Raw genomic sequence first — 12,222 nt, 5'->3', positions numbered from 1 at the left:
TGGGAGCGCCGTTTGCGCGCGGACACAATCCCCCTGCGCCGCATAGACTGGCGCAAAGGAGGTTTTGATATGAAGAAATCGGCGACACTCGCGGTAATCGGCGGCGATGTACGGCAGGCGTATCTGGCCGGACTTCTCCACGCTGAAGGCCATGAGGTTCGCGTTTTTGCACTCGAACGCCATAAGATAGACGACGGTATCCCCATGCATGATTTGCGCACCGACCTGATCGGTGTGCAGGCGGTTATTCTGCCCATGCCGGTGCAGTACGGCGATGGTCAGCTAAACGCACCGCTATCCAACGCGCCGCATCCCCTTGCCGACGTGCTGGATTCGATTCCGGCCGGCACGCTGACGCTTGGCGGTGCGATTCCCTTCTGGGTGCATGCCCGCGCCGTGCAAAACGAACTCAAACTGCTCGACTACTTATCCCGTGAGGAACTCGCGACCCTAAACGCCGTCCCTGTCGCATTAGCGATACAGACCCTTTTGCGTACCTCAACCGAAAAAGCGCCCGAAACTACTGTTCCGGGCGCTTTTATCAGAATTGGCATGCTGAAAGCCGCGTTTTGCGCAGTCCCGCATATTTTGCTTGCTTACTCCGGCTGATTATCAGCCATCTTTTTCAGCAGGCGAAACAGCTCTTTCTGCTCCTCGGGCTCGAGGCATTCCACAAGACGTGCTTCCCATTCGTCGGCGATTTTCAGAATGGTCTTTTTTTGCTCTATCGCCTTGTCAGTCAGATAGATTCTGAACTTTCGCTTGTCAATATCCTCCTGCTTTACCGTGACATATCCAGCTTCGTACAGCTTGGTGATGGCACGTGTCGTGGTGGATTTATCGACATGCAACCGCGCCGTCAGCTCTTCGTGCCGCAGTCCGTTCTCGCCGTACAAATGCATCAGGAACAGATATTGTCCAAAGCCGATGGACAGGTCCGCAAACTGTTTTGACAAATAAATAGTGCTCAAGCGATGAAGATGTCCCAAATAATAGCTGACAGGGTCAAGCGTATTCTTCTGCTTTTCGCTCATTGTTGTCCTCCGAATCTTCTAACCGATGAATTTTTTTAAACTCCCGCACAATCAGTATCGCCGACAGGGAAACAGCCAGTAAATCCGCAACCGGTCCTGCATACCACACGCCGCGAAGACCGTAAATCTTCGGCAGAATGATAAATGCAGGAACAAGGAAAATCACTTGGCGCGTCAGGCCGATAATCATCGCAAACACCGGCTTGCCAACCGACTGGAAATAGGTTGTTGATACCATTTGAATGCCAATCAGCGGCAGCATGAACAGATAAATGCGCATGCCGTCCACTGCAATCTGTGACAGTGCCGCATCTGGCGAAAAGCATCGGACGAGCAGGTTCGGAATCAGCATGATGCCGGCATATCCCAGAAGCAGCACCGCTGTGACAATCATGAGAACGCGCGAGTAGGTCTGGCGAACACGCGCATACTTTTTTGCGCCGAAATTATATCCCATAATCGGCTGACAGCCATGCGTCAGGCCAATAATCGGCATAATAAATATGGAACAAATCGATGTAATAACTGCCATTGCGCCGATTGCCAAGTCGCCGCCATAAGTCAGCAGCGCATTGTTGGAAAGCAGCTGCACGATGCTGCTCGAAAACTGCATCAGGAAAGGTGCCGAGCCGATGCTCAGGATGTTCTTCATGATGGACCAGTCCAACCCTAAGTCAGCAAGTTTCAGCTTGATGTTTGCCTTCTTGCTGCGGAAGAAGTAGAACAACAGCCAGCCGGAGGCGGCCATCTGCGAAATCACCGTTGCATAGGCTGCACCTGCGATACCCATATCAAGGCCAAAGATGAAGATAGGATCCAAAATGATATTAATGGCCGCACCGATTACCATCGTCATCATGCCGCGCTTTGGATTGCCGTCACTGCTGATACAACCATTGAGGCCAAATGCAGTCAAATTAAAGATTGTACCGAAGAGAATGGGGCGCAGATACGTCAAGGCGAAGGGCATTGTTACGTCAGTCGCGCCGAATAGCTGCATAATCTGCGGTGCAAATAGATTGCCTAGGATGGCAGTTAAAATACTGATAATTGCCGTACCGACGATGCCGTTTGCCAGAATCTTTTTGGCGCGATCCGGCTCTCCCTTACCGAACGCCAAAGAGATATTTGCCGCGGCGCCGATGCCGACGAGCATGCCAAGTCCTGTGATAATCATCGTAATCGGCATCGTAATGCCAACGCCGGTAATCGCCAGTCCTCCCACGCCCGGAATATTGCCGATATAGATTCTATCCACCACGCTGTACAGCATGTTTACAATCTGTCCAATGATTGCGGGGACAGAGTATTTCAAAATCAGCTTCCCGATTTTCTCCTCACCCAATGTTGAATTTACTGCTTTGCTGCTCATAGAATACTCCTTTCAAATTTCGTTGCGCGCGCAACGAGCAAGGAGTATTGTACCACAACACGCTCACAGACGCAAGTACTGTATTATATTGTATAAACGCGCATAATTTTGAAGAATTTTCTCACTTTAAAGCATGTTTGATTTACTTTTTGCGTGAATGATCTGCCGACTCGTCCGACTGGAACAAAAACCGAACCGTTTGCTTGCCCGCTGGCTGTGCCGGCTTCTCTTCCGTTTTCTCACGCGGTTTTTTATGCCGGAATTTTACCCAAAGCACTAGCAGCACCGCAAGGATGACAACGCCCAGGATTACTGCCGCCAAAAGAACCAGCGCATGCAGACCTTCTTTGCGGCCGGACGGAACTGCCGCCGTGTCCTCTGTTGTCTTGCTGAGCTCTGTCACCCCAGCTTCATTAAACAGCGGAACAGACAACTCCGCCATCGAATTTTTTTCCATCGACAAATCGGTCAGGCCCTCTACATCCAGCATCCAACCGGCCTGCTCGGTCAGTCCCTGCACCGCAAGCACGACACGGTCACGCTCAGCCGATGAAATGGATACAGGGACAAGCTGTCCTTCCGGGTCATGCAGCACATAGCTCTCCAGCCGATCCAATCCACTGACCGGCTCGCTAAACCCCAATGTAATGGTCCCCGCGTCTGCATCTGCCTCGCAGGACAGCAGATACGGCGGCTTATCATCCGGCGTCCACTGTTCGGTAAGCACCTGTGCAGTCACCGAACCCGCCACACCCAACTCCACAGTCAGCGTGTGGGCTTGTCCATCGGCCAGATTGTGGTTTGCCCGCAGCCCCAGTTTCCAAATTCCGCCGATTCGGCTCAGTAAATCGCTTAACACCGCGTCCACCGTATTGGGTGAAAACAGATACAATTCTCCACCGGAAAGGCGGATAAAGCTGCGAAAACTCTCCGCTGCTTCGGCGGTCACCGTGTCAATGCCCAACGCATATACCGCCACACCGCTCTGCTGCAGCAGGCGCTCCAACTCCTGCCGCGACATCGTTGCATCGGCATCGTCGACTCCATCGGAAATCACGACGGCAACGCGTCGCATGTCCTCAACCTCACTCGCCGTTTGAATCAGCAGATTCATCGCTTCATAGAACCGGGTATGCACATCTTTGCATGCCAGGTTATCCAGTGCCGCAGTCACCTGCTCAGGGGACTCGCTGCCATCGAGCAGCAGCCGCACTTCGCTGCCGAACGAAATGACCGCCAACCGATCCTGCTGCCGCATTTTGCTGTAAGTATCCAGTACCGCCTGTTTAGCTGACTGGAAATATGCGGACGGAATAGAGGCGGAAACATCCATCATGAAGATGTAAAACACTCCCTGTTCCGAAGGAGTAAGGCTGTCTACCGTAAGCGCCTCCCCCTCCAATGTTGCCTTGATCTGATTCTTATCGCACTGTGCGACTGCGCCGTCGTCATCATGCAGATAGACGCTGATTTCAGGCATGACCGCCTGCACCTGTTCGATGGTTGCAGCTCCGGCCGTTGGCGGCAGCAGCATTGTCACCAGTAAAAAAATGCATAGTAAATATTTCTGTCGCATTGCCTATTCCCCCTAGCCGGCCTGAGTAACGGCGTGTATCTCTTATATTACAATAAATAATATTCTATTCTATTTTGTCTCTACTTACAATAAAAAGCGTGAAATTTCTCATTCCTCAAATGTTAGTACAAAGGTATGATTGATAATCACGAATTTTCCAATATTTAATCAGCAATAAATTGTTCTATTTACAATTTATTCAGAAATAGTTAAAATTCTTGTCACAACTTGTTGACACGCAATTCCAAACTCATTAAAATATAGAAGAATAGAGTTTAGATATTTCAACACTTGTTGGGGTTTTTATGCATTTATCGAATTTGTTCCCTATTTTTGAATGTGGGACCCATTTTGAATGCATGGTATAGGATATGGAGCGAACTATGAAGCTGGAAAAGGCAAAGTACCGCTTGGGTGATTTGCTGGTCATGCGCGGCATTATAACGGAAGAGCAGCTGCATGCCGCACTAACCCTACAGGCAAAGAATCACAAGCATTTGGGCGATTGTTTAGTGGAACAAGGCGCGGTCACCGACGATGATATCGTCAACGTTCTGGAGGTGCAGCTTGGCATCCCCCGTATTGACCTGCGCGGCATCCGGATTGACAGCGACATCATCGGTCTTGTCAGCGGTTCCGTGCTGCGCAAGCATACCGTCCTTCCGATTACCTTTGATAATAATGCACTCATCCTCGCGATGTCCGACCCGTTGGACATGGTCGCGCAGGATGATATTTCTATTATTACCAACTGCGTTATTGAGCCGCGCATTGCCACAGTTGGCGAAATTAACGCGGTACTGGATAAATATTTCGGCACGGATGAAGCAATGTCCGCGGCCGAGCAATACACCAAGGAGCGCGAAACGCAGCTGCAGCAGCTTGCTGCGGCGGCAGAAGAAGAACAGTCCGAGGTGGATAACGCCCCAATCGTACAGCTGGTGCGCTCCATCATTGAGCAAGCCGTGCGTCAGCGCGCGAGTGATATTCATCTGGATGCACTGGAAAAGAAGGTACGTGTGCGCTATCGTATCGACGGTGTGCTGGCTGAGAAAATGCTGTATGACATCAGCCTGCTGCCCGCCATTGTCACGCGTATCAAAATCATGGGCGGAATGGATATTTCCGAAAAGCGCAAGCCGCAGGACGGACGCATCACCCTCGTGGTTGACCGTAATGAGTACGACATCCGTGTTTCCATCCTTCCCTCCTCTTATGGTGAGAAGATCGTTATGCGTTTGGCTTCTTCTACTGCGCTGACCCGCACCAAGGCCGAGCTCGGCATGCAGAGTTGGGAGCTGAACCGGTTTGAGCATATTCTGGCGAACCCAAACGGCATCATATTGGTCACCGGCCCTACGGGCAGCGGCAAATCCACCACACTGTACACCGCGCTTTCCGAGCTGAACCGCGAAAGCGTTAACATTATTACAGTTGAAGACCCTGTGGAAGCCAATATTGCAGGCATCAACCAGGTGCAAGTCAATCCCAAAGCGGATTTGACCTTTGCCACCGCCCTGCGCGCTATCTTGCGTCAGGACCCGGATATCATTATGATTGGCGAGATTCGTGACTACGAGACTGCCGCAATTGCCGTTCAGGCTTCCATCACCGGTCACCTCGTGGTCAGTACCCTCCATACCAACAGCTCCGCTGCCACCATCACGCGTCTGTTGGACATGGGTCTGGAGTCCTACTTGCTGGCCGATTCCGTGGTGGGCGTTATCGCCCAGCGACTTGTTCGCAAGCTGTGCAAGGCCTGCCGCAAGCCCCGTCCCGCAACCGAAGTAGAAAAGACGCTGCTCGGCGTCTCTGCGTCGGAAGACATTACCGTCTACGATCCCTGCGGCTGCCCGCTGTGCGGCGATACCGGTTTCTACGGCCGAATCGGCGTATACGAAATCATGGAAATGACGCCTGAACTGAAAAATATCATCACGTCGCGCGGCTCTACCGAGCAGATTCGTGATGCGGCGCTTACCCAAGGCATGCATACCCTGCGCATGAGTGCGGCGTACTATGTGCTGGAAGGGGTTACTACCGTCGATGAAATGCTGAAGGTCTCCTTTGACGGCTGACCTGCAACGGAGAGAGGAATCTTTCAAACATGCAAACTTTTGAAGAGCTGATTACACTGGCGCTTGAGCGCCGCGCCTCCGATATGCACCTGAGCGTTGGCATCCCGCCCACCGCCCGTATCGACGGCGAGCTGACGCCGATTGCCGAGGGAATCTGCATGCCGGATGATGTTCGCCTTTTGGCTGAGAGCATTATGACGGATCATCACAAAGCGGTGCTTGCCGATTTGGGCGAAGTGGACTTTGCCTACTCCATCCCCCAGGTCGGACGGTTTCGTATTAATGTGTTCCATCAACGCGGCACGATGGCACTGGTCGCGCGTATTTTGAATTTGCGCATTCCCAGTCCACAGGAGCTGGGCATTCCCGATTCCGTCGTATCCGTGTGCGATAAAAAGCGCGGTCTTGTGCTGGTTACCGGCGCAACCGGCAGCGGCAAATCGACCACGCTCGCTTCGCTTATCAACATTATTAATCAGAAATACACCCACCACATCATCACACTGGAAGATCCGATTGAATACCTGCACCGCCACCAGAAATCCATCGTCAATCAGCGCGAAATGGGCAGCGACTCCGCGAGTTACGCTTCTGCCCTGCGCGCAGCGCTCCGACAGGATCCGGACGTAATTCTGGTCGGCGAAATGCGCGACCTTGAGACGATTTCCACCGCGGTAACCGCTGCGGAAACAGGACACCTTGTCTTCTCGACCCTGCATACCGTGGGCGCGGCAAACACCATCGACCGTATTATTGATGTGTTCCCGCCCTATCAGCAGCAGCAGATTCGCACACAGCTGGCCGATGTGCTGGAGTGTGTCGTCTCGCAGCAGCTGCTGCCCAAGCAGTCCGGTCACGGTCGTGTGGCAGCCATGGAAATCATGATGACCAACAGCGCGGTGCGCAACCACATTCGCGAAGGCAAAACGTTCCAGATTCCCTCCGTCATGCAGACCAACCGCAAGGCAGGCATGCGCACGATGGACGACGCGCTGCTCGACCTCTTTCAGGCCGGAGAAATCAGCCGCGAGGAGGCACTGGCCTTTGCGCAGGATCGTGCCACACTGTCTAAGCGACTGCTGTAATGCTGTCTGTTTGCGGCACGCTCCTCTTTTCCCATTTTGAATATTGGATGTGATACTATGGCCACCTTTGCATATGTTGCGCTCGATGCGGCCGGAAAAACTAGAAAGGGCACACTGGAAGCTGATTCCCGCGATCAAGCCGCCAGTCAGCTCAAGCGTGACGGCAGCACGCTGATTTCTCTGGACGAAGCAGGCGCACTGTCCAAAAACGTAGAAATCAGCTTTTTACAGCGCAAGCCGAAGCCGCGCGATTTGGCGGTGTTCTGCCGCCAGTTCGTCAGCATCGTGTCCGCCGGCGTGCCTGTCACCTCGGCACTCGAAATGCTTGCCGAGCAGACGGAAAACAAGCTGCTTGCCGCCGCCGTCAACGGCTGCCGCCTGTCCATTCAGGCTGGCGCTTCCCTTTCGGAAGCCATGCGCGACTATCCCCGCGTGTTTACCGATTTATTCGTTACCATGGTCGCCGCCGGCGAAGCCTCCGGCAGTCTGGAAACCTCGTTTTCCCGTATGGCCGACCATTTTGAAAAGGACGCGAAGCTCAAAGGGCTTGTCAAAAAGGCTTCGATTTATCCGATTGTCGTCTGCGTGGTGGCATTCGCCGTTGTACTGATGCTGCTCACCTTCGTTATTCCAACTTTTGAGGACATGCTGCTCGATTTAGGTGTCGAGCTGCCCGCCGTGACGAAGGCCGTCATCGCCGCGAGCCAGTTCATGCAGGTTTACTGGTGGCTGGTGCTGCTGCTGATTGCCGGATTTGTCTTTTGGGTGCGCTATGCCAGAACCACCGAAGCCGGACAGCGGCTGTTCGGACGCATCGGCATGAAAATGCCGGTGCTCGGCAAGCTCACCGTTAAGACCGCGGCCGCGCGCATGTCCCGCACGCTGAGCACGCTTCTGGCGGCAGGCATTCCGCTGATTGACGCAATGGAAATCACCGGCAACACCATGAGCAATCTTTTCTTTAAAGAAGCGCTGCTGGACGGCAAAGACGATGTCGCTATGGGCGAACCCATTTCCCAAACGATTGCCCGCTGCGGGCTGTTCCCGCCGCTTGTGCACCATATGATGGGCATTGGCGAGGAAACCGGCGATTTGGACGGCATGCTCACCCGACTGGCCGATTACTACGACGAAGAAGTCGAACTGGCCACGCAGCAGGTGATGGCGATGCTCGAGCCGCTGATTATCGTTGTACTGGCTCTGGTTGTCGGCACAATCGTCATGGCGGTCATCATGCCAATGGGCGCGATGTACACCGGTTTGGACAGCCTGTAAACCGACAGGGCATTTAACTAAGTGAACCATCGGGCGCGAAGGGGCGCGGCCGGGTTTATAAAAAAATCACAAATAAAGAGAGGACGAAACTCATGAACTTTATGGTTAATCAGATGAACAAGCTTCAGAAGAATCGTAAGAATAAGAATAAGGGCTTTACTCTGGTCGAACTGATTATCGTTATCGCGATTATCGCTGTTCTGGCCGCTGTTCTGGCTCCGCAGTACATTAAGTATGTTGATAAATCCCGCTGGTCCACTGACCAAAACACCGTGGCTACGCTGTTGCACGAAGTGCAGGTAGGTATTGTTCAGTGTGGTGAAGATGGCAAGGATGTCACCGGAAGCACAATTACCGTTACCTCCACCGGCGTAACTTCTACTAGTATTGATAGCGACCTTGAAGCTGCACTTAATGCCGCAGATCCCAATTGGAATAAAATCAAAATACAAAACAAGGGCACCGCTGCAAAGGCTGAGGCCGCTGGAACCAAATGTGCAACATACACCATTACTGTTACTTCTACCGGCGCTACCGGTGCATGGACAGCTTAATTTCAAACACAAAAGGAACTCTCTAAATGGACTTTCTGACGATGCTCAACTTCATAATCGTATTCCTCTTCGGCATTACCGTGGGCAGCTTTCTCAATGTATGCATCCTGCGCATTCCGATGGGGGAAAGTGTCGTCTTTGGGTCCTCCCACTGCACCACATGCGGCAAACAGCTGAACTGGTGGGAGCTGGTTCCCCTGTTTAGCTGGCTTGCCCTGCGGGGTCGGTGTTCCGGCTGCCACAGCTCCATTTCCGTCCAATATCCCCTAATTGAGGCGGCAAACGGCGTGCTTTGGATGCTGGTCTACCACCGCTTCGGGCTTTCGCTCGACACCTTGCTGAGCTGTTTTCTTGCCTCAGCACTGCTTGTGGCGTCGGTCATCGACGCCCGCACCCGTGAGATTCCGCCCGGGACGACGATTACCATCGCCGTCCTCGGCGTACTCCGGCTTTTTTTACATCTTGACAATTGGCCCAGTCATTTACTGGGATTTATCACCGTCAGCGGCCTGCTGCTGCTGATTCTATTTTTGTCCGGCGGCGCGGCTGTCGGCGGCGGCGATGTGAAGCTGATGGCCGGCTGCGGCCTGTTTCTGGGATTTCGGCTCAATCTGCTCGCCTTTTTTCTGGGCTGCCTGCTCGGGTCAATCATCCATGTTGCCCGCATGAAGCTGTGCGGCGCAGGCCGTGATTTGGCGCTCGGGCCTTATCTTGCCGCGGGCGTAATGCTCTCCCTTCTCTGGGGAGACGCAATGCTCGGTTGGTATTTCGGACTTTTTTAACCTTTCACCGCATTTAACTTTGCAATCCCGCTCATTTGAGCTTCATTGATAAACATATTCCACGACAGAGGGGAGACCATTTCCGCTATGGCCGCAAAAGTATTGAATATTGAGGTGGGCGATCACCTGGTCAAGGTGTGCTGCTCCATCAAAAAGGGCAAAAATTATCAGATTCAGGACAGCTTCCTGTTTCAAACGCCCAGTCAGACCGTCAGCGACGGACAGATTGTCGATCCCAAAGCGTTGGCTGAACGTCTGCGCGCGGAACTGGCCGAACACGGTGCTTCCGATGTGAAAAACGTGACCTTCACACTGTCCTCCTCCAAGGTTGCCAGCCGCGAAGTTACGCTGCCACCCGTGAAGGATAACCGCCTGAAATCCGTGGTGGAGACCAACGCGCAGGACTACTTCCCTGTGGACATGAGCAACTATCAGGTGGCTTACAACCTGCTCGAACGCACCGGCGAACCCGAACCCGGCTGCCGTGTGCTCGTCATGGCGGCGCCTAAGCCGCTGCTCGTAGGCTACATGCGTCTGGCCGAGCAGGCCGACCTTATTCTGAGCGCCATCGACTACTGCGGCAACAGCCAGTATCAGGTACTGCGCGGTGTGCCGAGCACCAAGGTTGTTATGTATGTGGATGTGGGGCTGACGCACACCATGGTCACCTTCATGCAGAACGGTCTGCTTTTGCTGCAGCGCAGCTTCAGCTTCGGCGGCCATGATTTGGTGACTGCCGCGCTGCACGCCGCCGGACGGCCGGATGAAGAGTACTTGAGCACACTGGAGCAGACCTCTGATGAGAACTGGCTCTCTTCCCTGCTCTCCGAGGAAGACCGCACGGACTGCCTGAGCCGTCTGGTTGGCGGTATCGCCCGCAGTGCTGACTTTTTCAAGTCCGGCCGCGTGAACGAAACCGCCGAGCAAGTCGTGCTGATGGGCGTATGCTCACAAATTGCAGGACTGCAGCGCATGGTTGCTGAAGAATTGGGCGAAGAGACCATGCTGTTGACCGAGGTATCCGGCGTAGAATTTGTGGCAAATTCCATTGAGGGTGTGTCCGCCTATATTTCCTGCATCGGCAGTCTGGTGTCCCCCCTTGATTTACTGCCCGAGGAACTGCGTCAGCGCAGACGTGCCGGAAAGGGGAAAGCCGAGAACGATTCGCTGACCTCCGGCATTGTCATCTGCGGATTGTGCGTTGTCGTTGCGGTAGGCATGTCCATCGCTTCCGTGGTCGGCTATCTGCTCGCCGTCAACCGACAGGATAAAATTCAGCAGCGCATGAGCGAGCTGTCTCACGTATCCGAGACCTATAATACTTATCTCGAATATCAGCAGTTTTCCGATAACTTCTCCGTGGTAAACGGGTATTCTGAAACGCCGAACGCCGAACTGGTCGACTTTTTGGAGGAAATGGAGCGTAAGATGCCCTCGAGCATCCAGCTGCTCTCCGCCGTGTGCGGTGCGGATGGCGTGACGATGAACGTCACCACCCCCGGTATGGAGGAGGCCGCTGTGGTCATCGACCAGATGCGCACCTTTGAAAGCATCTCCAATATCACAGTCGGCACCATCACCGAGTCTGCCGACGATACCGGATTGACCACGGCCTCATTCACTCTTACCTGCGGCTATGCCGCCGCCGAGGCAGCCGCTGCCGAAGCCGCCGCCGCACAAGCCGCGGCAGAACAGGCCGCCGCCGGGGGAACCGCGGAAACGCAGAACGCAGCAGAGCCGAACGCTGAAACGCCGGCAGCACCTGCGGAATAAGGGAGGAAGCAACACATGAAGATTTCCAAACGCGATATTAAGCTGCTGCTCATACTGGCTGGCCTGCTTATTTTTCTGCTGCTGTATTTCACAATGTTCACCCACTATCAGGAGAAATCGGCGGAAGTTCATACCGCGATCAGCGAGCTGGAGCCACAGCTCGCCGCATTGGAGGAGCAATACCTGAACCTCGCCACCTACGAGCAGGGCATTGAGGACTCCCGCACGGCTATCGCCGAGCAGCTGACGCACTACCCTGCGGACATTGAAAACGAAGACTTTCTGGTTTACCTGTTGGACATGGAAAAGAAGGTCGGCCTGACGATGGACAGTGTGTCCTTCGACGAGCCCGGACTGCTACTCGAATTTCCCTGTGATGTTGAGCAGGATGGTGAACTGAAACGGGCGGATTTATCTGCCTACCGCACAGGCGTGGTCATGACCTGCACGCTCAACTATCCTCAGCTCAAGCAGGGCATCCAATATCTGTACGACAGCAGGCAGCGCACCGCACTGGACTCTGTTTCTCTCAGCTATAACGCCGAGACCGGCGGCCTGTCCGGCAGCTTTAGCATTTCCAAGTACTATATTAATTGGGACGGTGCGGTTTATGAGCCTGCCATCATGCCCAAAACCAGCAAGGGTGTCTCCGATTTGTTCGGCACAACCTGATTCTGAATGACTCGCAGGAAG

At 53.7% G+C, this 12,222-nt stretch carries 11 protein-coding genes; 8 read left to right on the top strand and 3 right to left on the bottom strand.

Annotated features, from left to right (window positions below):
* The first annotated feature begins 69 nt into the window (after positions 1 to 69).
* Positions 70 to 609, top strand: coding sequence for a dipicolinate synthase subunit A N-terminal domain-containing protein (locus QOX26_RS11005; protein ID WP_283675024.1), 540 nt, complete (start codon positions 70 to 72; stop codon positions 607 to 609).
* On the opposite strand, the gene QOX26_RS11000 is transcribed toward QOX26_RS11005, so the two are convergent.
* The 3 genes from QOX26_RS11000 to QOX26_RS10990 all read right to left on the bottom strand — a co-directional run bounded on the left by QOX26_RS11000 (position 597) and on the right by QOX26_RS10990 (position 3,982).
* Complete coding sequence (locus QOX26_RS11000; RefSeq protein WP_283675023.1) at positions 597 to 1,034, bottom strand: MarR family winged helix-turn-helix transcriptional regulator; 438 nt, start codon at positions 1,032 to 1,034, stop codon at positions 597 to 599. The genes QOX26_RS11005 and QOX26_RS11000 overlap by 13 nt on opposite strands.
* Entirely contained in the window at positions 1,006 to 2,406 is a 1,401-nt protein-coding gene (locus QOX26_RS10995) for an MATE family efflux transporter (RefSeq protein ID WP_283675022.1), read from the bottom strand. The genes QOX26_RS11000 and QOX26_RS10995 overlap by 29 nt, the downstream gene beginning before the upstream one ends.
* Before the next feature lie 142 nt (positions 2,407 to 2,548).
* Positions 2,549 to 3,982: a vWA domain-containing protein gene (locus tag QOX26_RS10990; RefSeq protein WP_283675021.1), complete on the bottom strand. Its 1,434-nt coding sequence runs from the start codon at positions 3,980 to 3,982 to the stop codon at positions 2,549 to 2,551.
* Between the two features lie 371 nt (positions 3,983 to 4,353).
* On the opposite strand from QOX26_RS10990, the gene QOX26_RS10985 reads away from it, so the two are divergent.
* From QOX26_RS10985 to QOX26_RS10955, 7 genes are all read left to right on the top strand, one after another.
* Complete coding sequence (locus QOX26_RS10985; RefSeq protein WP_442870228.1) at positions 4,354 to 6,060, top strand: GspE/PulE family protein; 1,707 nt, start codon at positions 4,354 to 4,356, stop codon at positions 6,058 to 6,060.
* A 29-nt stretch (positions 6,061 to 6,089) separates the two neighbouring features.
* Positions 6,090 to 7,145: a type IV pilus twitching motility protein PilT gene (locus QOX26_RS10980; RefSeq protein WP_283675020.1), complete on the top strand. Its 1,056-nt coding sequence runs from the start codon at positions 6,090 to 6,092 to the stop codon at positions 7,143 to 7,145.
* 57 nt (positions 7,146 to 7,202) lie between these two features.
* The gene (locus QOX26_RS10975; RefSeq protein WP_283675019.1) at positions 7,203 to 8,420 is read left to right on the top strand and encodes a type II secretion system F family protein; all 1,218 of its coding nucleotides are present in this window, start codon (positions 7,203 to 7,205) and stop codon (positions 8,418 to 8,420) included.
* Positions 8,421 to 8,512: 92 nt separating this feature from the next.
* Positions 8,513 to 8,974: a prepilin-type N-terminal cleavage/methylation domain-containing protein gene (locus QOX26_RS10970; RefSeq protein WP_283675018.1), complete on the top strand. Its 462-nt coding sequence runs from the start codon at positions 8,513 to 8,515 to the stop codon at positions 8,972 to 8,974.
* A 41-nt stretch (positions 8,975 to 9,015) separates the two neighbouring features.
* A complete protein-coding gene (locus QOX26_RS10965; RefSeq protein WP_283675017.1) occupies positions 9,016 to 9,756 on the top strand; it encodes a prepilin peptidase in 741 nt (246 codons plus the stop codon).
* 87 nt (positions 9,757 to 9,843) lie between these two features.
* Positions 9,844 to 11,529: a pilus assembly protein PilM gene (gene pilM / locus QOX26_RS10960; RefSeq protein ID WP_283675016.1), complete on the top strand. Its 1,686-nt coding sequence runs from the start codon at positions 9,844 to 9,846 to the stop codon at positions 11,527 to 11,529.
* A 15-nt stretch (positions 11,530 to 11,544) separates the two neighbouring features.
* Positions 11,545 to 12,201, top strand: coding sequence for a hypothetical protein (locus QOX26_RS10955; RefSeq protein WP_283675015.1), 657 nt, complete (start codon positions 11,545 to 11,547; stop codon positions 12,199 to 12,201).
* Positions 12,202 to 12,222 lie beyond the last annotated feature (21 nt).

It is taken from the genome of Butyricicoccus sp. Marseille-Q5471, from assembly GCF_951230135.1.
GTDB lineage: Bacteria > Bacillota > Clostridia > Oscillospirales > Butyricicoccaceae > Agathobaculum.
Note: the sequence above shows the minus strand (reverse complement) of the source record. Positions and strands in the feature narration are given on the sequence as shown.

What these genes read in the sequence shown, in the direction of transcription:
- QOX26_RS10975 (WP_283675019.1), top strand. Translation starts at nt 7,203, where the DNA reads ATGGCCACCTTTGCATATGTTGCGCTCGATGCGGCCGGAAAAACTAGA.
- pilM (WP_283675016.1), top strand. Translation starts at nt 9,844, where the DNA reads ATGGCCGCAAAAGTATTGAATATTGAGGTGGGCGATCACCTGGTCAAG.
- QOX26_RS10985 (WP_442870228.1), top strand. Translation starts at nt 4,354, where the DNA reads ATGGAGCGAACTATGAAGCTGGAAAAGGCAAAGTACCGCTTGGGTGAT.
- QOX26_RS10990 (WP_283675021.1), bottom strand. Translation starts at nt 3,982, where the DNA reads ATGCGACAGAAATATTTACTATGCATTTTTTTACTGGTGACAATGCTG.
- QOX26_RS10955 (WP_283675015.1), top strand. Translation starts at nt 11,545, where the DNA reads ATGAAGATTTCCAAACGCGATATTAAGCTGCTGCTCATACTGGCTGGC.
- QOX26_RS11000 (WP_283675023.1), bottom strand. Translation starts at nt 1,034, where the DNA reads ATGAGCGAAAAGCAGAAGAATACGCTTGACCCTGTCAGCTATTATTTG.
- QOX26_RS11005 (WP_283675024.1), top strand. Translation starts at nt 70, where the DNA reads ATGAAGAAATCGGCGACACTCGCGGTAATCGGCGGCGATGTACGGCAG.
- QOX26_RS10970 (WP_283675018.1), top strand. Translation starts at nt 8,513, where the DNA reads ATGAACTTTATGGTTAATCAGATGAACAAGCTTCAGAAGAATCGTAAG.
- QOX26_RS10965 (WP_283675017.1), top strand. Translation starts at nt 9,016, where the DNA reads ATGCTCAACTTCATAATCGTATTCCTCTTCGGCATTACCGTGGGCAGC.
- QOX26_RS10980 (WP_283675020.1), top strand. Translation starts at nt 6,090, where the DNA reads ATGCAAACTTTTGAAGAGCTGATTACACTGGCGCTTGAGCGCCGCGCC.
- QOX26_RS10995 (WP_283675022.1), bottom strand. Translation starts at nt 2,406, where the DNA reads ATGAGCAGCAAAGCAGTAAATTCAACATTGGGTGAGGAGAAAATCGGG.